The organism is Myroides fluvii (assembly GCF_009792295.1).
Taxonomy (GTDB): domain Bacteria; phylum Bacteroidota; class Bacteroidia; order Flavobacteriales; family Flavobacteriaceae; genus Flavobacterium; species Flavobacterium fluvii_A.
The window spans coordinates 1,871,107-1,890,087 of sequence record NZ_CP039934.1 but is presented as its reverse complement, the minus strand read 5'-3'; the positions used below and the strand labels follow the sequence as shown (position 1 = coordinate 1,890,087).

27 protein-coding genes are annotated in these 18,981 nt (G+C 35.7%); all 27 read left to right on the top strand.

Annotation, left to right across the window (positions count from 1 at the left end; translation table 11 throughout):
* The first annotated feature begins 5 nt into the window (after window positions 1-5).
* The 27 genes from FBR08_RS08615 to FBR08_RS08485 all read left to right on the top strand — a co-directional run bounded on the left by FBR08_RS08615 (window position 6) and on the right by FBR08_RS08485 (window position 18,933).
* Window positions 6-317 (top strand): hypothetical protein, encoded by a 312-nt coding sequence (locus FBR08_RS08615; protein ID WP_158962359.1) that lies wholly within the window; start codon window positions 6-8, stop codon window positions 315-317.
* Complete coding sequence (locus FBR08_RS08610; RefSeq protein WP_158962358.1) at window positions 310-603, top strand: hypothetical protein; 294 nt, start codon at window positions 310-312, stop codon at window positions 601-603. Before FBR08_RS08615 ends, FBR08_RS08610 begins: the two co-directional genes overlap by 8 nt.
* A 103-nt stretch (window positions 604-706) precedes the next feature.
* Window positions 707-865, top strand: coding sequence for a hypothetical protein (locus FBR08_RS08605; protein WP_158962357.1), 159 nt, complete (start codon window positions 707-709; stop codon window positions 863-865).
* 131 nt (window positions 866-996) lie between these two features.
* Window positions 997-1,896 carry a hypothetical protein gene (locus FBR08_RS08600; RefSeq protein ID WP_158962356.1) on the top strand — a complete coding sequence of 300 codons (900 nt, stop codon included), beginning with the start codon at window positions 997-999 and terminating at the stop codon, window positions 1,894-1,896.
* Window positions 1,897-2,527: 631 nt separating this feature from the next.
* Complete coding sequence (locus FBR08_RS08595; protein ID WP_233266069.1) at window positions 2,528-2,983, top strand: hypothetical protein; 456 nt, start codon at window positions 2,528-2,530, stop codon at window positions 2,981-2,983.
* A 40-nt stretch (window positions 2,984-3,023) separates the two neighbouring features.
* Window positions 3,024-3,476 (top strand): hypothetical protein, encoded by a 453-nt coding sequence (locus FBR08_RS08590; protein WP_158962354.1) that lies wholly within the window; start codon window positions 3,024-3,026, stop codon window positions 3,474-3,476.
* A gap of 115 nt (window positions 3,477-3,591) precedes the next feature.
* The gene (locus FBR08_RS08585; protein ID WP_158962353.1) at window positions 3,592-4,809 is read left to right on the top strand and encodes a S49 family peptidase; all 1,218 of its coding nucleotides are present in this window, start codon (window positions 3,592-3,594) and stop codon (window positions 4,807-4,809) included.
* 1 nt (window position 4,810) lies between these two features.
* Window positions 4,811-5,818 (top strand): hypothetical protein, encoded by a 1,008-nt coding sequence (locus FBR08_RS08580; protein WP_158962352.1) that lies wholly within the window; start codon window positions 4,811-4,813, stop codon window positions 5,816-5,818.
* 6 nt (window positions 5,819-5,824) lie between these two features.
* Window positions 5,825-6,139, top strand: coding sequence for a hypothetical protein (locus FBR08_RS08575; RefSeq protein WP_158962351.1), 315 nt, complete (start codon window positions 5,825-5,827; stop codon window positions 6,137-6,139).
* Window positions 6,139-6,720, top strand: a complete 582-nt coding sequence (locus tag FBR08_RS08570) for a hypothetical protein (RefSeq protein ID WP_158962350.1) — start codon at window positions 6,139-6,141, stop codon at window positions 6,718-6,720. Before FBR08_RS08575 ends, FBR08_RS08570 begins: the two co-directional genes overlap by 1 nt.
* A 63-nt stretch (window positions 6,721-6,783) precedes the next feature.
* Window positions 6,784-7,050 (top strand): hypothetical protein, encoded by a 267-nt coding sequence (locus FBR08_RS08565; protein WP_158962349.1) that lies wholly within the window; start codon window positions 6,784-6,786, stop codon window positions 7,048-7,050.
* A gap of 80 nt (window positions 7,051-7,130) precedes the next feature.
* A complete protein-coding gene (locus tag FBR08_RS08560) occupies window positions 7,131-7,661 on the top strand; it encodes a DUF4468 domain-containing protein (RefSeq protein ID WP_158962348.1) in 531 nt (176 codons plus the stop codon).
* 33 nt (window positions 7,662-7,694) lie between these two features.
* A complete protein-coding gene (locus FBR08_RS08555) occupies window positions 7,695-8,222 on the top strand; it encodes a DUF4468 domain-containing protein (RefSeq protein WP_158962347.1) in 528 nt (175 codons plus the stop codon).
* Complete coding sequence (locus FBR08_RS08550) at window positions 8,222-8,887, top strand: hypothetical protein (protein ID WP_158962346.1); 666 nt, start codon at window positions 8,222-8,224, stop codon at window positions 8,885-8,887. Before FBR08_RS08555 ends, FBR08_RS08550 begins: the two co-directional genes overlap by 1 nt.
* A 65-nt stretch (window positions 8,888-8,952) precedes the next feature.
* On the top strand, window positions 8,953-9,531 hold the full coding sequence (locus FBR08_RS08545) for a phage holin family protein (protein ID WP_158962345.1): 579 nt from the start codon (window positions 8,953-8,955) through the stop codon (window positions 9,529-9,531).
* 1 nt (window position 9,532) lies between these two features.
* On the top strand, window positions 9,533-10,075 hold the full coding sequence (locus tag FBR08_RS08540; RefSeq protein WP_158962344.1) for an N-acetylmuramoyl-L-alanine amidase: 543 nt from the start codon (window positions 9,533-9,535) through the stop codon (window positions 10,073-10,075).
* Window positions 10,076-10,161: 86 nt separating this feature from the next.
* Window positions 10,162-10,548, top strand: a complete 387-nt coding sequence (locus FBR08_RS08535; RefSeq protein ID WP_158962343.1) for a hypothetical protein — start codon at window positions 10,162-10,164, stop codon at window positions 10,546-10,548.
* Window positions 10,527-11,273, top strand: a complete 747-nt coding sequence (locus FBR08_RS08530) for a hypothetical protein (RefSeq protein WP_233266303.1) — start codon at window positions 10,527-10,529, stop codon at window positions 11,271-11,273. Before FBR08_RS08535 ends, FBR08_RS08530 begins: the two co-directional genes overlap by 22 nt.
* Window positions 11,251-11,739: a hypothetical protein gene (locus tag FBR08_RS08525; RefSeq protein WP_158962342.1), complete on the top strand. Its 489-nt coding sequence runs from the start codon at window positions 11,251-11,253 to the stop codon at window positions 11,737-11,739. The genes FBR08_RS08530 and FBR08_RS08525 overlap by 23 nt, the downstream gene beginning before the upstream one ends.
* A gap of 90 nt (window positions 11,740-11,829) precedes the next feature.
* Window positions 11,830-12,432 carry a hypothetical protein gene (locus tag FBR08_RS08520; protein ID WP_158962341.1) on the top strand — a complete coding sequence of 201 codons (603 nt, stop codon included), beginning with the start codon at window positions 11,830-11,832 and terminating at the stop codon, window positions 12,430-12,432.
* A gap of 22 nt (window positions 12,433-12,454) precedes the next feature.
* A complete protein-coding gene (locus FBR08_RS08515; protein WP_158962340.1) occupies window positions 12,455-13,204 on the top strand; it encodes a hypothetical protein in 750 nt (249 codons plus the stop codon).
* Between the two features lie 41 nt (window positions 13,205-13,245).
* Entirely contained in the window at window positions 13,246-13,992 is a 747-nt protein-coding gene (locus FBR08_RS08510; RefSeq protein WP_158962339.1) for a hypothetical protein, read from the top strand.
* Window positions 13,979-14,563, top strand: coding sequence for a hypothetical protein (locus FBR08_RS08505; RefSeq protein ID WP_158962338.1), 585 nt, complete (start codon window positions 13,979-13,981; stop codon window positions 14,561-14,563). Before FBR08_RS08510 ends, FBR08_RS08505 begins: the two co-directional genes overlap by 14 nt.
* Window positions 14,547-16,058, top strand: coding sequence for a hypothetical protein (locus FBR08_RS08500; RefSeq protein ID WP_158962337.1), 1,512 nt, complete (start codon window positions 14,547-14,549; stop codon window positions 16,056-16,058). The genes FBR08_RS08505 and FBR08_RS08500 overlap by 17 nt, the downstream gene beginning before the upstream one ends.
* A 249-nt stretch (window positions 16,059-16,307) precedes the next feature.
* Window positions 16,308-16,655, top strand: coding sequence for a hypothetical protein (locus FBR08_RS08495; protein ID WP_158962336.1), 348 nt, complete (start codon window positions 16,308-16,310; stop codon window positions 16,653-16,655).
* Entirely contained in the window at window positions 16,655-18,004 is a 1,350-nt protein-coding gene (locus FBR08_RS08490; protein WP_158962335.1) for a hypothetical protein, read from the top strand. Before FBR08_RS08495 ends, FBR08_RS08490 begins: the two co-directional genes overlap by 1 nt.
* A gap of 2 nt (window positions 18,005-18,006) precedes the next feature.
* Window positions 18,007-18,933 carry a DUF6712 family protein gene (locus FBR08_RS08485; protein ID WP_158962334.1) on the top strand — a complete coding sequence of 309 codons (927 nt, stop codon included), beginning with the start codon at window positions 18,007-18,009 and terminating at the stop codon, window positions 18,931-18,933.
* Window positions 18,934-18,981 lie beyond the last annotated feature (48 nt).

The following is an 18,981-nucleotide window of genomic DNA, read 5'->3' as shown; positions in this document are numbered from 1 at the left end:
ATGCGATGATGTTCAATCAAAACCTCACAAGAGAAGCCTTTGAACATACACTGGCTCTCTTGTATATCGATACGGCTGTTGATCTCCGGACAACAGATAAAAACGAAATTGAAGAGCTGCAGCTACTTGTCAAATTCAATCTAAATCCTTTGAAATTACTGTATGCCGTGACTGATTTCCATCGAGTGAAATGGTGGCAAAAAGTAGATATCACCATCCTATTGCTCGAGATCAGCAACTATCTGCAGGTAAAACTTTTTTACAATGAAGGGTTCATTTTGATGGATCACGAAAAACAACTTTTGAATTATGAATAAACAACCCACCCATTACTATATAGAACTATCTAACGTCTATGTATTAAAAAACAACCTCCAAAAGGAATTCTCTGCTTATTTAAAAACACTAGATCGACAATTGATTAAAGCTGAAGCATTGGAAAATATGAAAGATGTCATTAACCAAGTAGTTGCACAAAAGAATGAAGCGAACAAGAGGTGTAATCCCATTATACTGACCTATACGGTATTTGATCCAGGAGTACATCGTTTAGAGGGATTCTCTCAAGTAACCTTTGATTTTAAACCTGCATATCTATCTTAACTATTATAGACTCAAGAAACCCCTGTCTTCACTTAATAGTTTCTAAGTTATTTTTGGTGTTTTAATACTTTAGCCTCATTCATTAATGTAAAACAATTAGAATATGGGGTTTTTAAAAGAACTACTTAAACTTATTACATCCTCTGGAGGAAAGAGTTCTGACACTTTAAGAGAATGGCAAGGGAAAGAAAGAGAATATATCAAAGATGGAGGAAATGGAAGAAATGGAAGAGTAATTGCACATCGCAAAAGAAAAGAATAATAACTTTTATAAATCCCTGCAGATTACAAGTATCTGCAGGGATTTTTATTTCTATCAATGACAAAGTTGCTTTTATTTAACTTTTCAACTATTTTCGATTTCTGTAACCTATCTAACTAAATAAGAAAACTATGAGTGCAAAAAACACAACGAAAGAAAAAAACACAGAACAAGAGACAGTTGAAGATAAAGAAAGGATTTGCTTTGTAGTTATGCCTATTTCAGACCAAGAGGGATATCCAACAGGACACTTTGACCGAGTTTATCTGCATTTGATTAAACCCGCAATAGAAAAAGCAGGATTGGAAGCACGTAGGGCTGATGAAGAAACTTTAACCAATGATATTCGTTTAGACATCATTAAAAAGATTTTAGAATCAGAGCACGTTATTTGTGACTTAAGTGCACGAAATGCAAATGTTTTCTATGAACTAGGAATGAGGCAAGCATTTGACAAAAGTGTTACACTAATAAAAGATGTTCAAACACCTCGAGTATTTGATGTTGCAGGGATAAGAACCATTCAATATGATGAAAACTTAAGAATCGATAATATAGAACCAAAAGTACTTGAAATAGCAGCTTCTATTGAAAAAACAATATTACATTCAGATAAAGACTCTTTCGAGAATTCTATTATTAAACATTTAGGAATAACCGCTGCAGAACCGGCTAAAACCACAGAAATATCTTCTGATACACAATTAATTCTAGAGAAGTTAAGACAACTAGAAAAAATGAATCCTTCAAATCAATCTTTACAAATAAATCACAAAAGAGAAACTCCCGTTCTTTTAATTCATAAGAAATATTCGGACAACAAAATTACAGGGTTTTCAATAGGGGATAAAGCTTTTGATATAGGGACTCATCTCTATAGAAATGGCATTGAGATTGGAGAAATAACTTCTATTCAAGGAGAATATCTTTTTACTAAAATAGATAGACCAGGAACAAATCAAGTAGAGAAAATAATTCAAATAAGTGATATAGTTTCAAATTTATCGGAATATGTAATATTACCTTTTTAATAAACAACTTAAACGAAGCCCTTCAGCTTCGTTTTTTTATACCCACAACTTTCCCCACCTACTACTCTATTGTATTAAATAAACAACCTCACTCTCCTGGTCTTATTCCGTTCCCCCCCACACCCCCCAAATAAAAGAATTTTGGAAAAATTCTCAATCCTATAAAACAAGGGGCAAAAAATTCCCACAGTCTCACAAAGACTATATTACTCTATTAATTATATATAAAGTATTAATAATAAATAAGTTATGTTTTAAAAATTTTGTGGGATTTCTGTGGGATTTGTGAGACTAAAAAAAATCGGTCTCACAAATAAAGAGGTTGTCTCACAAATCCCACTAGCGTCTCACAGCTTAACTTACTGATAATCATAGTTGTGAGACTGTGAGACGTTTTTTCCAAAAACAATAGGGTTATTTTTAGTTTTTCATTTTTTTTTGTGCCTTTAGCAATTTTAAGAAAAAATAATCAAAGTAACTCATGTGTCAAAAAACAACATCAATGTGTATTTTACGTTTTTAGCCTCTTTCCCCCTTGAATAAAAGCAGTAAAACATCTATCATATTGTAAAAAACAACATAAATGCGTATTTTTACACTATAATCACCTCTTATTCAACTTGCTATGTATATGACGATTCCTGTTCCCACTTATGTCAAAAAGTTTCTTACTCAAAAATATGGTGAGGCGCTTTTTATCTCCAAAAAAACAACACTGGGTATTCACCTCTTAGAACTACTCGAAAAAGAGTTTGATCCGAAGAGTATTTCCCCTGTACTCGGGAATGATTGTTATCGAATCAACTTATCCGAATACTATGCCAATACCAAAGGCGTAGTGATCAATCCCATGCGAGCCAATGACATCGCCAATTACTTAGATCGTTTGTTCCGGGAACAATTGTTTGATTTTATGAAGATTCACAAATACCAACATGGTCAGGAACTCCCGGCGATCCGTATATTTTTAGATTACCACGGCATTACAGAAGATGACGTGAAATACGACACTCTTTACCGCGATTATAAGCGCTATAAAAAGAAAGAGGAACGGACAAAAATTTTAAAACTATCGCAACCCTTATAAACAAAGGGCTGAACTTAGGGACTAATTCATAAAAAAAAATATGCGATTTAATTGTACCGAACAACTATCCGGAATTTACACCATTGATTTCTATTTGATGGAAGAAACCACCAATTGGCCGATCCACTTGAGTGATCGTTCTGCTAGTCAAATTGTCTTTACTCCGGAGGAGCATGCCATTGAAGCAACAATTGCTCCAAATTCCTTCAAAAATGACAGTAAATCCAAGGATGATCTCTACGAAATAGACCTCTCCTACACTATTTTGACGCGATCGGAGGCTTTGGAACAGCTATTGGATCAATATGTTAACCAACCGGGTATTGCAGTGGTAAAATATTACAACGGTTTCACTAAAATTTTTGGAACGGACCAGGAACCGTTACTACTTACTTTCCAAGTGGACGATGGGACATCCATCGAATCCAAATCGGGCATTGAGATTGTCATTGAGGGCACACAGCGCAATCGCCCCATTTACTACACGATTTAGTGTCCTTTTTTGCTGAATGTTAGGGTAAGAACTTTGTGGTTGTAAAATCATAACATTCAGCATGATATCTAATATCTACTCTTTACTAAGTACCAAGTGGTTCATTGATCCTTCAATGAAAAACACTTTGTTACCTCAATTACGCAATGTACTTGAGGGTAATTTAGTTCAAGGAAAGGCTAACTATCCAACCTTATTTACTACTACTTCAACCATTGCTGGTACCAAAGACAATCCATCTCCAAATGCAGAAGATCAGTATGTTGCTGTAATTCCAATCAAAGGAGGAATTTACAAATACAATCAATTCTGTGGTCCTACAGGAACTCAATCGATAGGAAAACAAATACAAGCCTATGACCGCGATTCAAATTGCGTTGGGATTGTATTGGATGTTGATTCGGGTGGTGGACAAGTTTCAGGTACACCGGAACTGTACGATATCATTCAATCCATCGAAACACCCATTGAAACTTATACAGATGGTTATTTGTGTAGTGCTGCTTATTATATCGCTTCTGCTACCAACAAAATCATAGCAAATAAAAGAGCAGATAAGATTGGTTCAATCGGAACCATGGTCTATTTCATCGATTTAGAAGGATACTACAAAGCGAAAGGAGCAACGGTTGTTGAAGAATATGCAACTCAATCAAAGGATAAGAACAAACCAGTTCGAGAACTACTCAAAGGCAATCCAGAACTCTACATCAAAGAGGAACTAGATCCAATTACAGAAGAATTTATTTCCGATGTAAAGAGTCAACGCTCAACTATTAAAGAAGAGGTCTTTACTGGAGCTACTTATTCACCCAAAAAAGCACAAGAAATGGGACTAATCGACAGCCTTGGAACCTTAAAAGGAATCGTAAACGGATTACTACAATCAAAAAGTAAAGACAAACAATCAAATTCTATGTCAAAGAAAATCACACTTACCGCGCTTACCGCTGCTCTAGCTGTGGAAGCATTAGAAAGTACCGACAAAGGTACTTACTTCAATGAAGAACAATTGGCAACTCTTAACACAGCACTAGCTGAAGGGCAAACAGCTGTAGAAACATTAACTGCATCGGTTACAGCAGAAACAAACAAGGCTACTGAAGCCAATACACGATACAACGCTGTATTAGCTGCTGCAGGTATTGAAGCAACAGCGGACCAAACTGCAGATCAAGCCTCTTTGTTGGCAACTATCGCGGAACTACAAGGGAAGCCAGGTAACGCACACACCGGTGCAAAAGGGAATCCTACTACAAGGGAAGAGGAGGAAAATAGCATTATCGATGCTAACGCTGGACACAATCAATTGTTAAACAAAATTCTGAAGTAAAATGAAAATAAAAATTGATCAGATTCAAACTGAGTTGGGGGAATACATTAAAGAAAACCCAGAAATTTTATCTCCTGCAGTTTATTCAAAAGAAGTTAAAGTTGACAAACACTGTCGAACTATTACTCAAGTAAATGGAGCCTATCCTTCTTTCACTTCTTTAATGACACATGTTGTTCAAGGATTCTCTAGTGAATGGACAGAAATGGGTGAAATCCAATTCAATGCTAAAAAACTATTGGCATATAAACAAAAAGTAAACTTCGGTTTTGTTCCAGCTGATATGGTAGGTAGTTGGTTAGCTAGAATGTATGAAGAAGGAGAGGAATTAGAGGATAAGTCAATTTCTAAATACATTATGGATGAATTAGGGAAGAAAATTATTTCCGATCTTAATGTACTTTCCTTAAAAGGAAAAAGAGATGATAACGCCAATGTCAAAGAATTTGGTAAGTCTTTAAATGGTTGGAGTACGGTGATTGCAAATGCAAGACAAAGTACAGACTTTCCAGTTTTCTCAATTCCTTTACAAGCCATCACTCAAGTGAATGTGGTTGATCAATTCAAGACTTTTGAGTTAGGGCTCCCTACAGAAGCTGTGGACAGTTTAAAGAAAGTTTTCTGTTCAACAAGAGTAGCTATGTGGTATAAAGATGCGTACAAAGATGCTTACGGTGTAAACCCAACGTTTACTGAACAAGACACCATGTTAACTCCATTATTGAATATGGAAATTGTTCCTTTAAACATCAATAACGATATTATTTTCACGACTCCAGACTGGAATATGTTGAAATTAATCGACTTGATTGATGCTCCTGAAGTTACAGATATTCAAAAGGAAAACTACAAGTTAAAATTGTTCTTTGAGTTTACTTTGAACTATGAATTAGCTGTAAATCAGGTGTGTTTTGTTGCGAACTTCGACGCAGATGCTGTACGCGGATTAAATAACGCAGAACAAAACGCTTTATTCTATCCTGAGGAAGAAGGTTTAATTGTAAAATAGTTATCCATGGCAAAACAAACCAAGAAAGAAACTTCTCCAGCTACAGATGGAGAAGTTCAAAACAAAAACAAAACTCCTATTGAAGGGGTTGATGTAAAGGCGCAAGAAGAGCAAGCACGAAAGGAACAAGAAGCTGAAGCGAAAGAACGTGTTGCTTTAGGTTATTACGAATATAACGGTCGTAAATACACCTTTACCGCTTCCATGCCTAATCGCGTGAATATTGATGGTGTAATTCTATCAAAAGAAGAAATTTTGTCGAATTCCGATGTTTTAGAATCAATGATTGATTCCAAAAATATCTTTATCAAAGAAATATAATGGCTGAACTTAAATTAGAAGATGTTGGTTTTTCTAGCTGTGAGCCAACGGGGGCATTGGGTAAAAAAATCTTTTATGCTCCATTGAGTTATTTCGAATCAGTTGGTGTGCCTAAAGATTTATGTGGTGATCAGGCAAATGCTGCAGAAACCTTTGCTGAATTAGCTGAAATAAAAGAAATCAAATTAAAACAAGGTTACGGTTTTACAGAACTCACGATGATTACTGAAACAGGGGAAATCACTTCCACTCAAATTGGTGAGAAAGGCAGACGCTTATTTGAAAATTCCTTAGTAGCCCAAATAGCAGGATCTAAATCATCTTTATTAGGATTTTGTCGTTGGGTAAAGAATCAGGACTTGATTATTGTTACCCAAGAATTTGATTCTGGACAAATGCGATTATTAGGTTCAGAGCGTATGCCGGCATGGGTAGATGCTCAAGAACACAAAATCGAAGCTGCAGCTGAAGGAAACAATTCATTGAATATCACCTTCAAAGATAAATCCAAATGGCCTGCAGCAGTATTCACTGGAGACCTTGTTCTGTTCCCTGAACCAAACTCACCAGGTGGTGAATAGTAATAAAGTTGTGTTGTAAATCAAAAAGCTCCTGTATGGGAGCTTTTTTTAATCCGAATCCTTATGTACGATTATCCTGAAAAAATAAAAGACTATCTCTATGTCAATTTTATTCCTGGAACAAAGGAGAATGCTAACCTAAAGTTAACGACTAAAGAATTGCTAAACTTCTTGTTTCGGATCTTTCCATATGAATGTATTGATGATTATCAATTGGTCGATATTCTCTATGAATTGGGATATAAACCGATAAACCTAATGGAGAAAAACGAGGAAAAGCAAGAGGTATTGAATGCTTATTGGTTGTTGGATGCTTTGCCTTCCCTATGAAAAAGTAGGGTTATACGTAATCCTTTTATAAATTTTCAGAGTTTATCTTATCTTTGAAAATTAACATTAAATCAATTATTATGATTAAAAATTTACTTTTTGCATTTTTAATGATACTTCCTGCTTCTCTACTTGCGCAAGATCAAAAGGCATCGTTAACCAATACAGGAGTTACTCCAGTTGTTTACGATCTAAGTGATAAACCTGCTTCGGAAATCTACACCAAGGTTATTGAATGGATCAATCTAAAATATAATAGTCCTAAAGATGTTTTAAAAGGGGGTATTCAAGATAAGTTTGTCAGTTTAAATGGATTTATGGATAATGCTTGGAGTTATTCTACATTGGGAATGAGAACGTCTTATGGTATTACATATAAGTTAGATATTGATATCAAAGAGAATCGATACAGAGCCTCTTTTATTTTAAATGACTTTACACACCCCACTCAAGCTGTATATTACGGATATGAATCCATGTTTAAGAAAGATGGTAGTGTCAAAAAGGTTTACATTGAGGGACACAAAGAGTTAGAAGCTTCTATAAATACTATACTACAAGACCTATACAAACATATCAATGGAGAGAGTAGTCGTGATGATGAGTGGTAATAAGTTGATAACTAATGATCAAAATAAAAAATTATGAAGAAACTATTACTCCTGTTTGCCGTGTTACTAACGAATGTAACCTTTGCACAACATTTTGAAGTTACACCTGAAGGATTAAAATCCAAAGCCAACCAGGAACCTTACTTGGTTTTAGACTTTGAAGGAAAAACCGCTAGTGAATTATACGATGCAGCTGTCTTGTTTGTCAATGAGACCTTCAAAAATCCAAATCACGTGATAAAATCGGATATCAAGGATAAAAAACTACGATTCTCTCAGAGACATTCAATGCGTGTGAAAAATGGAGGAGTTAAAATACCTGTTGATATAACATTTGACAATGAATTATCTTTCAAAGATGGCAAAGTAAAATATGAGATTGTTGCTTTGGACATGGGAGGAATGGAATTCACTGGTAACGTTTGGAAATGTTATGCTATTTGGAATGAAAAGAATGGAAAGCTTCGTTTGGAAGAGGAGAAAAATGAGTTAGAAGCATATTTTAATGCTGTTGCACAACAGTTTGTGGACGCAGTAAATACAAATGATGATGAGTGGTAATGGGGTGGTATGAATCGTGTTTAAAACCTGTAATCGAAGTTGCTACTTTTATGGGAGTCGTTGCAGCTCTATTTTATCAAGAGTCAATTATTAAGTCTCAACGAAAAGAGTTTGAAAGGCAAAGGATCAAGGATAATAAACAAGAGTTTAATGATTTGTTTTTTAACCTGCACTCTATGTATAATGAGACAAAAGTTAATATCCATAAATATTATGGAGAAAACCACGAAAACATGTATCATGATTATTTAGAAACAATTGTAGATAAAGAGTTTTTAAACAATTATGATAGTTTATTTGATTCATTAGAACAAACAATACAGCGCACAACCCCTAAAAGATATATCGATTGGGTACATAATGGTCGACTGCCTTTTTCAATTGATTCTAACATGAATCTTTTAATAATAATTATAAATCAATTAGATGATTTTGATATTTTCGATTCAAAAGAACAAGATAAAAAATATAAAGAAGCATTCTTCAAAATGTTATTTGATCCAAAAGACAAGTTTGAATTATTAGCTTTATGTATTTGGGGATTAGATCCTAAATTTGAAACATTTAAAACATTTATGATTCAAAATAAATTTTTAGACAATTTACTTGGTACATCTCAATTTAATTGTTTACTAGATCTATATAAAGAAGAACCTCTCACTTGAGAGGTTTTTTCATGTCCTTTTTCTAAAACCATTCACACGCTAATTTTGTTCGAAACAAATTAGAAATGAACTGGTTTACTTACCTCTTACAAGGTTTTGGTTATTCAGACAAAACCGATTTTATCAGTACCATAGATAAGAACTCAAGTGAAAACTTGATTAAATCTGCAGTTATTTTAGGAACCATTAGAGAGTGCACGGAAAGTCTGTTTAATATGGATGCTTTCGTGATACTCTCTTTTGTTTTTTTGATCATAGCCGAATGGCATACGGGAATTAAAGTGGATATCCTCAAACGAGGAGAAAAATTCAAAAGCCGAAAAGTAGGTCGTATGATTCTCAAGATAGGAACCTACATTTTCATCCTATACCTACTCTCCACTTTTGCCAATAAGACGGCATCCATTGACTTTTTTCAATTCTTCGATGTCAATCCCATGCAATGGCTGTACTATGTGGTTTTCACTTGGATTATTCTTCAATTGCTCGTTAGCTACTTCGAGAACTTAGCTGCATTGGGTTATAAGGAAATGAAGGGAATTGTCGGTTTTATTCTGCGCAAAGGCAATCAGTGGTTTGACTTTGATGGGAATAAAAATGGAGATGAATTATTTACGAAAAAAGATAACAATCAAGATTTATAATATGGCACAAGAAAAAGTATATCCATCAGCGGGACATCACGACAAAGATCCTGGAGCAATGGCTCACGGATTTGTAGAAATGAAAGAAATGGATGCGTTCCGAAATCTGTTAATAGAATACCTGATGTACAAGGGACATCGATTTGTAACAGATCAAAATCACGAAACAAATACCCAATACCAAAGTAGAATCAAACCCATCAAAGGGGATGTCGTATTGGATATGCACTTGAATGCAGCTTCTCCTTCAGCAACCGGATGCGAGGTATTTATTTCTAATAACGCAGGTCAAACCTCCAAAGACTTTGCAAAAGAGTTAGTCGATGGTTGTTCGTGTATTATGGGAATTGCCAACCGAGGGGTAAAAACAGAAAGCCAATCCAATCGAGGAAAACTAGGAATTTTAAATAAGCCTGGTACCGCTGCTCTAATTGAGTTCTGTTTCATTACGAATATGAGTGATATGCAAGCGTTTCACAGTAAACGTATGGAGTTAGTACAATTTGTAGGAGATCTATTAATCAAGTACGATCAAAACAAATAGATATGCGAATCATTCTACTAACTTTTCTTTTTATCTTCCTTTCTAGTTGCGGAACTAGAAAGGTTGATTTACATAAAACCTCCGCTATGGAGGAAAAAGAAACCCATCTGCAGGAACAAACAGAAGTTAAGGAAATCCAATGGGACCGAAAGAAAATGTTTGAAATTATGAAGCGATTGAATGTTCGAGGGGGTGAGATTACCATACAACCGGATGGAACCATCCACGCCAAAGGAGAAGAAATTGATTTTAACAATAACCACCATGCAGAAGAAACTGATACTTTTCAAAAGAAAGAAGAAAACAAAGCAATAACTTTAGAGGAAGCCATCAAAAAAGCAGAAGAGAATAAAAACAAACGCATTGAACGCAAGCAATACAATTGGTGGCTTATTTTACCTATACTCTTCTTAGCCATTGGAATCATTATAACCCTTTTTACCCCAAAAAAATGGAGATCAAAATTCAAATAAATATTCCTCAGAACTGGAACGAACTAAACGATTGGCAGTTGCGTAAAATTGCTAATATGTTGTATAAAAAAGGAGCTGCGTTTGATTTTATGACGTGGATGTATTTGAACCAGGTGAAGTGGTGGCAATTTAAAAAAGCCTATCAATTGCGCTTGGTACTCAATGAAGTTCCACTATCGACGTTGAAAGAGCATTTTGAATGGATTTACAACAATGTAGATCGCACCATCTTTCCGAAGCACAAAGCATTCATCGCTCCAATGGATCGCTTGATCAATCTAAGCATCGAGGAGTTTGCGATGGCGGATGATATGAACAATCTTTATTTGAAGACAAAGAAAATTGTTTACCTGCAGCTGCTATGTGCAATCCTTTACCGCAAACCAAACGAAACTTACGATCACCTAAAATTGGAACAAGTGTATTTGAAACGTTTCAGTCATGCACCGGCTGACTTTCTATTTGCGGTACAATTGGCTTTTAATGGCTGCAAGAATAGCATTGTAGGTAAATACAAAAACATCTATCCAACGGCGAAGAAGATACAGAAAAGCAACAAGAAATCAGGCTTCTTGGATGTGGTATTGAAAATGTCAGGACAGAAATTTGGTACCTATAATGAAACTAAAAGTACTTTGGTTTATACCTTCTTAAACGAACTGGAGGAAAGCATCATACAACAAAAAGAAATGAAGGAGCAATATGGAAAGAAAGGTCACGCATAAGAAGATTGTCGATTTTCATGAAGAAATTGTGGTGAAGTACAAAGGCCTCAAGGGTTTTTACCGCTTCAATTGGAATGAAATTGAAGGACAATTCCGATCAGGTGTCCAAACTCCGGCTTTGCTCCTGGAGAGTACTTCATCAGATTTTACCCGAACTGAAAATAAAGTGGGAAGTTTCAATAATCGAAGGGTTTCCTTTTTGATCCTGGACTTCACGGGAAAAGTCAACAACTTCGATAAACAGGAAGAGGTTCTCAATACTACGGAAGGGATTGCCTTGGATATTGCCGCTTACATCAAAACCCAATCCGATAATCCGAACCATTGGTTATATGGGTTGTATGATGTCTCAAGCCTGAGCATTGAAAAGGTTGGTCCGATATTCGATAATATGTTTGGATGGAATGTCCTCTATACATTGAAAAATAAAGAATCGATGGTGGTGGATCCTGATAAGTGGGAATAATTTTATTGTGTTAATTTTTTAGGGAGGGACATGGATGTCCCTCTCTTGTTTTTGGGTATATTTGAGATTGACTAAAATTAGTTTAATAGAATGGTAGAAAATATAGTAGTTGGATTGATTAGTGCCATAGTAGCATTGTACCTAAAGTATTCGTATGATAACATAAAAGAAGAAAAGGAATTGCAGTGTAATATCTATTCATTTAATAGAACAATTATGGACGTGTATTATCCACGTTTAAAAGAAATGAATAGTTTATATGATGAAGCTTTAAAGATTATAGAAGAATCAGAAAGTAACGAATTATCAATGCCTTATAGCTACTTAAAGGCTCCTTTATTTGATTTGTATGACAAACAATTCTTTGTTAAAATTAGTAAAACAAAAAACCTTCCTTATCACTACTTTTTTGAATTATCAGTCTTATTACAAGACTTAAAAGAAGAGAATTATGTGACTGTTATTCGAGATTATCATAAAATGAATTACGATACTCTATCAATGTCAAATAGCCATTTTGTTGACTTAAAAAGCGAGATGAATGATTATATAGCTAGTGGGATATTAGTAATACAAGAAGAAAATTACAGAAAAAGTAAAACAATTGCATTAATTAAGATAGAGCTGATAAATGAAAGGATGATTAAAATAGATAGGATTATAACAGAGATAATAACCAAATTAGAAGAATAATACTTTTATTTTCCCTCTAATTATGAACCAAAATAAAGGGTTTACAAATACTGATAAAGTTGTAAATACTGCGGCTTTAATTTTAATAATATTTTTAATTGGATACGAGCATATGTTTAAAACAATAATTGGAGATATAATCGGAGGTTTTATAGCCGTTTCGGGAGCTATTGGGGCTGTTTTTTACTCCATGAAGCTAACAAATTCAAAAGAGCGAAAGAAAGAAGAAATCTTACAGAATAACACCCTAGATAGTTTTATAAATATTCTGCAAAATCAGATGCTTCCTAATCTAAAAGACATTTATGAGCTCCGAGATTCTCATCTTGTTTTTCTTGAAACTGATTCTAAGACGATATCTTCAAAAGATTTTTATATAACCTTAAATGTTGATTTCAAACACTACATAAATATTGATGTGTTACATGTTATTTTTGTAAATAAAGCAATAGAAACTTCTTGTTTGTTTGAATTGAGTACTTATCTTAAATATTTAAAAGATAATACTCCTGAATACTTAATGAATAAATATAGGATTGATCATGATGCTTTAATATCAAGTATTAATGAGAATTTAGAAAAAATTGAAATCGCAGAAACATCAAAAAATGATATTTTAGTTAGGAGTACTCAGACTATTAAAGAAGCTTTAGAATTAAGGCTAGCGCATTTAGATAAGGATTGTTTCAATAATCTTGATAGTTTTTTTGCTGTACTAAAAAAAACTATTAAACTCATAGATGATTTATTGATAAAGCTAAATAGTAAATAACTGTCCTTTTTTACCCTATCAATCCTTTCCATTTTTGCACTATGGAAAGGATTATTTTTTGGTTAGAATCCAAGGATTCACCCTATATGGAAGGTTTAGATTTATACGAATCTTTGCCCAATCACAACAAGAACTTAGCGCGTAACCTTAGACGCAATGAAACCGCTTTGAATAGACAGAAGCTTCGATATGAATTGAAGAAGTATATTAGTATACAACCTAAACAAAGTACAACTGTATCCACTCCGGTTCCGGTACCAATTGCCCCAGTGCAACCAAGTTCCCCTGTTATAGAATCCGTCAAGAAAGAAGAAAGCAAAACCGCTCCTTTGTTCCACCAACTCCCTTCTCAACTTCGTCCTGTACTGTTAGAGGCCAATAATCTATTCAAAGAAAACTGTTTACTCAAGGCAGAACTCAACGATCTCCCTTTTGAAGCTGAAGAACAAGCGCTTTTGATCATGCGTAAGATTGATCAAAACGTAAAAGCCAATGAACTTGCCTGGAGTAAAATTGATTATTGGTTAGAACACAAACAACTGCCTAAAGACAATACGGTTGTAGTTGCCAAACTTACCATGGACCAATTGATCAACCACCGCAATTTATTGGAATCGTCTATTAGTCGATTGAAAAAGAGACTCACAGCAAACAAAACCAAAATTGTTCAAGCGGATATCCAGGAACAAAATAAACTTTCCATCAAAATTTCAAAACAAGAGAAACTTCTCCTGGAGAAGGAAGAACTGTTGTTTCAACTAAAAGCGGAAATCGATGAAAGAAAATAAATCCTTGATGGTACGTGGAGATTCTTCCTTGGATAAAATACGTGCATACTATGCAAATCCTTCCAAACACGAGTTGTCACCAACGCTTGAGGAAGTTCGTATGCGTTTGGTTGAGGCGTATGGTTTAATTATGAATTATTGGCCAAGGCAACGCATTGCACGTAAATGGGAAGTAGACAAAGGATTGTCTCAGGCACAAGCGTATTTGGATATCAAAAACGCACAACTGCTATTTGGTCAAGTGAATAAATTGGATCGCGATAGCAAACGCAATCTCTTATTTGAATATTCATCTAACTTACTAGAACGTGCACGCAAAAAAGGCGATTTAAAAGCTGAAGCCAAAGCAATTGAGCTTATGATTAAATGTTCCGGACTATCAGAAGAAGATATCGCTCAGTTCAATCCTGAGAAGTTCGAAAATGTAGAAGTAGCGATTGCCATTCCGAAAGCATTACAAGAAGTGCTCATCGCCAAAATGCAAGGAGGAACCGTCGATCTAAACAAGTTCGATGCCACTGAAATTGATTATGAAGAACTAAAGGAAGAAGAAGATGATAGTCAAGAATGAATCCTTTAGGAAAGTAAAGGTTGTAGAGCAAACGCTTCCACAGCTTATGATATCCATTGCACCGCAGAAAGACATCTTTGCAGAAATGGGAAGGGGTGCAGGAAAAACAACCATTTTTGGAAAACGCATGCGAGACTTAGCTTTGTCTATGCCTCGCGCTTCCTTTGCCATGGTAGCACAAACATATATGCAAATGTTGGCGCGTACCCTTCCTTCAGCAATTGAAGGCTTAGAGATGTTTGGTTTCTACAAAGACATCGATTATGTAATTGGTCGATCTGGTCAAAAGAATGGTTTTGCGATGCCTTTCCAGCCCCCATCCCAATGGAACAACATAATCCATTGGGCTAATGGTGCAATCTTTCAATTGGTTTCTTTAGATAACCCCAACTCTGGACGTGGATTAAACACTTTTGCGGAGTTGGGGGATGAAGCTGCTTTGCTCGATCCTGAGAAATTGTACAACAATGTCAAAACAACCAACCGCGCACAGAAAGAAGAATTTAAGAAGTGTAAACTCTTAGGTTCTCAGATGTACGTCTCTTCTACTCCAGTATCGCGTAAAGGACAATGGTTCGTCGATATGGAAAAGAAAGCATTACAGAATCCACACGAGATGTTATTTCTAAAAGCTTCAGCTTTATCTAATCCTTATTTGCGTGCGGATTGGTTTAAGAAAATGAAAGATCAAGCGGTATCTCAAACCATGTATGAAGCTGAGATTCTAAACATTCGTCCCAAAAAGATTGAGAATGGTTTCTATGCCAACCTCAATCCGGAAGTACATTACTACACGGATTACAACAATAACTACTTAGAGGGAATTGATCATAACAAAAGCTACAATGTAAGCTGTCTTCAGGATTCCGACATTGACTTCAAAGCTCCACTGATTGTGAGTCTTGACTTTGGTGTGTTCAACTGTTGTGTAGTGTCTCAGCCCCATGACTATGAATACCGTGTATTGAAATCTTTCTTTGTGAAGTCGCCCAAGCTATTGGATGATCTATTCATTCAAGAATTCATTCCCTACTATCGTGCACACCAGGAACGCGTGATTCATTTGTACGGTGGGCATGATGGACATCACCGCTTTCCAAATAGTTCTAAAACATTATTCGAACAAGTAACGGATCTACTTACTGCAGCAGGATGGAAAGTACACGTACTAGCCAAACCCGTAGCAGCTACCCATGCAGAGAAGTTCTTGTTAATTAATGCTGGACTCAAGGGAACCGATCGAAATCTTCCCATAATCCGAATCAATGAACACAACAATCCCGATTTGATTCTCGCCCTGGAGAGAGCGGAAGCCAAAGAAGGAAACTTGGGGGTTGAGAAAAATAAAAGTTCAGAGAAGAACAAGTCACTCCCTCAAGAGCACGCAACACACTATACCGATGCCTTTGACCATCCTTATGTTGCGTTGTACAACGATCGCTTTATTGGTCGGAACTCAAGCTACGCCGCCCTCGGTGGGATTATTATTCGTTAATTCCTTTTGTTTTTCTGTTTGAGGCCCCTTTCATGGGGCCTCTTTCATATATCGCCCTAAATGAAAATGGAAAGTGTAAAAAATTTAAGGCAGCGGCGGGGTCTCTCGTTCAATTTTAGAAAAAAAGGGGTTATTGAATTGATTTACTTGCTGTAAATCAATTCAATAACTAAAAATATACTAGAAAACAGTTTTTGCCTTAAAAAGCTGTCCTTTTTTCCCGATGGAGTGAAAGCGAAATTTGTTCCTATGAAAGATCAATCGACTATTTTCTTGAATGATGCACTTAAATTAATGGGTGAACGCTTGGTGAATGGACAATTCAAACCGTTCAACTTGATCATTCGCACCTTTAATGGCCAAACATACCAGGGCGGGAAAATTAGAGTTTTTGAAGGTGCTCGACTCCTACCCGAAAAAGATAGAAGAAAAAAAGAGAAGATCACGATGCACAATGTTTTGGATGAAGTAAAAACCAAACGACCTCCCAACCATTGGACCAATCGAACGAGAAACATTGAGCTTTCCGATGGTGAAGTTCGGAAAATACGAATTGACTTTATGATTTCAATAAACGGTAAAAAAATTATCTACTAATGCAGAATAGTTTCCATTCAATATCAGTGGTCCAGGTACCACAAGTTTACAGTAATGTGGGAGCAGTTGTCAAAATTAAAAAGAGCGAATCTGCTACGACAGTAAAAGCTGAAGTAAAAAATACTTCAGGTTATCTCAAATGGGGTGCGTCTGACAATTACCCTCAAGAAGTCATCAAGAAGGTAAAGCGAAATGGAGCTGCAGGAAGTGGCTTACGTTTATTACAACGTGCCCATTATGGCAATGGACTAATTTGCTATAAAACCCAACGACATAGCGAAACAAATAAGCGAGAAGTAATCTATTACGATTTCGACGAGTTTCCGGTGATCAATGACTTTATCAAACAATCCAAAGTAAAGTTTTTTACCCAAGAAATCATCAAGGATTTAGAATGGTTTGGGATTGCTTTTCCTGAATACATCCTATCTAATGACTATAGCAAGATTGTGTCCGTAAAAAGACAGAATGCCGCTTGGTGTCGTTATGCTGAACCAAATGCTAGTGGGAATATTGATACGCTATACATCTCAAGTCTATTCGGAACTAAGGGAACTGTATCCGTAAAAGACAACGATTATGTCAGTTCTACTCATCTACTGAGTCCTTATATGACTATGGATGAAGTATTAGAACACTGTAAAAAGAACAAAATTCACAAGTTCGTAATTCCAGTGTTCTTTCCCTTACTAGATGAAAGCTTTTACCCTATTCCAGAATGGCATGCGATTGTAACCAGTGGTTGGTTGGAAGTTGCTAATTCAGTACCTAAATTCAAATTAGGGATTTTCAACAACCAGGTATCGATTAAATACCTTATCGAGATTGATGAAGAGTATTTCAAAAAGATTTATGAAGCGGATTGGAGCACTTACGATATTGAGAAAAAGCTAAAGATTAGAAATGATTTGATTCAAACCATTACAGATAATTTGGGTGGTACTGATAATGGAGGTAAAGCAATTAGTAGCATCATGTACACGGATAGTCGTGGTCAACAGGTATCTGCAGTAAAAGTAACCGCCATCGACGATAAATTGAAAGATGGTTCTTATTTACCTGAAGCGGAAGCAGCGAACTCTGAAGTATTATTTGCCTTGGGAACGGATCCAAGTTTAATTGGTGCGGGAATCCCTGGAGGGAAAATGGGAAGCGGTTCCGGTTCCGACAAACGCATTGCCTTTAATCTCTTGCAGTCTTTTATGAAATCCAACCGAGACGTAACAATCTCTATTATCGAATTCATTGCGTATTACAACCAATGGGAATCGGACCTAAAATTTGGATTTGAAAACGTGGTCCTAGAAACCTTAGATAAGAACCCAACCGGACAAACAAAAGCAGTTTAACTATGATTAGCAATAATGAAGATTTAAAACAGTACTTAAGCATCGCAGGAAATTTCGATTTTGAAGATTTTGCCATCTATATTCCCAAGGCTTTACGTTCATATATCAAACGATATGTTGGGAATTTGTACAAAGAATTAGAAACCATTGACGATTTAGATCCTGCGGTTGAAATTAAACGCGAAGCACAAACTTTAATTGATACTGCAGTTGCCAATTTTGCCTTTTACTTGTATACTCCTTACTTATCCATTACCATGGATAGTTCGGGGATGTTTGTTGTAACGACCGACAAAAGAAGTCCCATTACACAAACTCAATTGAATGATATTCGACGAGAATTATTGAGATCCGGACACGAGGCAATGGATGATCTCTTGGAGTTACTCGAGATAAACGCGGATGTGTTTGAATATTGGCATTCCAAGTATTCAACTATTTATAAGAATTCATTGGTCTACAGTACCTCGGAGTTTGATCAGTACTACAACATTTTTAACTCGAGACAAACCTTCTTGAGCTTAAAACCTTCTATCATTAATGTAGAAGATCGCATCGTAAAAACATCGTTCACCCTTGATTTTATTGAAAGTCTAAAAGGAACAATTACAGGAACTAAAAGACAAGTGAAAGAATTACTGCAGAAAGCAATCGTTCATGGAACCATTGCCAAAGTGTATGCGGAAGGAATCTATGAGATTACCCCTTCTTCAATTATTCTACGCTTTGATTTGTTGGATTATGAACGTAAAAAGGTAGCGGAACTCACAGAACAAATGAAGAATGCTATCGAAGCACACACCAACGATATGAATAGTTATTTGAAACAAGCTTTCGCCTTAAGTGAAGATATCGATAACGCCTTAATTCCAAAAGACAGGAACAAAGGCTATAAACCAATCATAACAAAATCAATTATCGGAATTTAATTATGCCAGTACACGCAACTTACAATCAATTGTCTTGCAGTCAATTTA

Bases quoted from the DNA above. Each gene is read 5' to 3' on its own strand.
- FBR08_RS08495 (WP_158962336.1), top strand. From the start codon at position 16,308: ATGAAAGATCAATCGACTATTTTCTTGAATGATGCACTTAAATTAATG.
- FBR08_RS08550 (WP_158962346.1), top strand. From the start codon at position 8,222: ATGGGGTGGTATGAATCGTGTTTAAAACCTGTAATCGAAGTTGCTACT.
- FBR08_RS08605 (WP_158962357.1), top strand. From the start codon at position 707: ATGGGGTTTTTAAAAGAACTACTTAAACTTATTACATCCTCTGGAGGA.
- FBR08_RS08560 (WP_158962348.1), top strand. From the start codon at position 7,131: ATGATTAAAAATTTACTTTTTGCATTTTTAATGATACTTCCTGCTTCT.
- FBR08_RS08500 (WP_158962337.1), top strand. From the start codon at position 14,547: ATGATAGTCAAGAATGAATCCTTTAGGAAAGTAAAGGTTGTAGAGCAA.
- FBR08_RS08535 (WP_158962343.1), top strand. From the start codon at position 10,162: ATGGAGGAAAAAGAAACCCATCTGCAGGAACAAACAGAAGTTAAGGAA.
- FBR08_RS08595 (WP_233266069.1), top strand. From the start codon at position 2,528: ATGACGATTCCTGTTCCCACTTATGTCAAAAAGTTTCTTACTCAAAAA.
- FBR08_RS08525 (WP_158962342.1), top strand. From the start codon at position 11,251: ATGGAAAGAAAGGTCACGCATAAGAAGATTGTCGATTTTCATGAAGAA.
- FBR08_RS08485 (WP_158962334.1), top strand. From the start codon at position 18,007: ATGATTAGCAATAATGAAGATTTAAAACAGTACTTAAGCATCGCAGGA.
- FBR08_RS08610 (WP_158962358.1), top strand. From the start codon at position 310: ATGAATAAACAACCCACCCATTACTATATAGAACTATCTAACGTCTAT.
- FBR08_RS08585 (WP_158962353.1), top strand. From the start codon at position 3,592: ATGAAAAACACTTTGTTACCTCAATTACGCAATGTACTTGAGGGTAAT.
- FBR08_RS08555 (WP_158962347.1), top strand. From the start codon at position 7,695: ATGAAGAAACTATTACTCCTGTTTGCCGTGTTACTAACGAATGTAACC.
- FBR08_RS08615 (WP_158962359.1), top strand. From the start codon at position 6: ATGATGTTCAATCAAAACCTCACAAGAGAAGCCTTTGAACATACACTG.
- FBR08_RS08530 (WP_233266303.1), top strand. From the start codon at position 10,527: ATGGAGATCAAAATTCAAATAAATATTCCTCAGAACTGGAACGAACTA.
- FBR08_RS08565 (WP_158962349.1), top strand. From the start codon at position 6,784: ATGTACGATTATCCTGAAAAAATAAAAGACTATCTCTATGTCAATTTT.
- FBR08_RS08575 (WP_158962351.1), top strand. From the start codon at position 5,825: ATGGCAAAACAAACCAAGAAAGAAACTTCTCCAGCTACAGATGGAGAA.
- FBR08_RS08510 (WP_158962339.1), top strand. From the start codon at position 13,246: ATGGAAAGGATTATTTTTTGGTTAGAATCCAAGGATTCACCCTATATG.
- FBR08_RS08580 (WP_158962352.1), top strand. From the start codon at position 4,811: ATGAAAATAAAAATTGATCAGATTCAAACTGAGTTGGGGGAATACATT.
- FBR08_RS08505 (WP_158962338.1), top strand. From the start codon at position 13,979: ATGAAAGAAAATAAATCCTTGATGGTACGTGGAGATTCTTCCTTGGAT.
- FBR08_RS08490 (WP_158962335.1), top strand. From the start codon at position 16,655: ATGCAGAATAGTTTCCATTCAATATCAGTGGTCCAGGTACCACAAGTT.
- FBR08_RS08515 (WP_158962340.1), top strand. From the start codon at position 12,455: ATGAACCAAAATAAAGGGTTTACAAATACTGATAAAGTTGTAAATACT.
- FBR08_RS08590 (WP_158962354.1), top strand. From the start codon at position 3,024: ATGCGATTTAATTGTACCGAACAACTATCCGGAATTTACACCATTGAT.
- FBR08_RS08545 (WP_158962345.1), top strand. From the start codon at position 8,953: ATGAACTGGTTTACTTACCTCTTACAAGGTTTTGGTTATTCAGACAAA.
- FBR08_RS08520 (WP_158962341.1), top strand. From the start codon at position 11,830: ATGGTAGAAAATATAGTAGTTGGATTGATTAGTGCCATAGTAGCATTG.
- FBR08_RS08600 (WP_158962356.1), top strand. From the start codon at position 997: ATGAGTGCAAAAAACACAACGAAAGAAAAAAACACAGAACAAGAGACA.
- FBR08_RS08570 (WP_158962350.1), top strand. From the start codon at position 6,139: ATGGCTGAACTTAAATTAGAAGATGTTGGTTTTTCTAGCTGTGAGCCA.
- FBR08_RS08540 (WP_158962344.1), top strand. From the start codon at position 9,533: ATGGCACAAGAAAAAGTATATCCATCAGCGGGACATCACGACAAAGAT.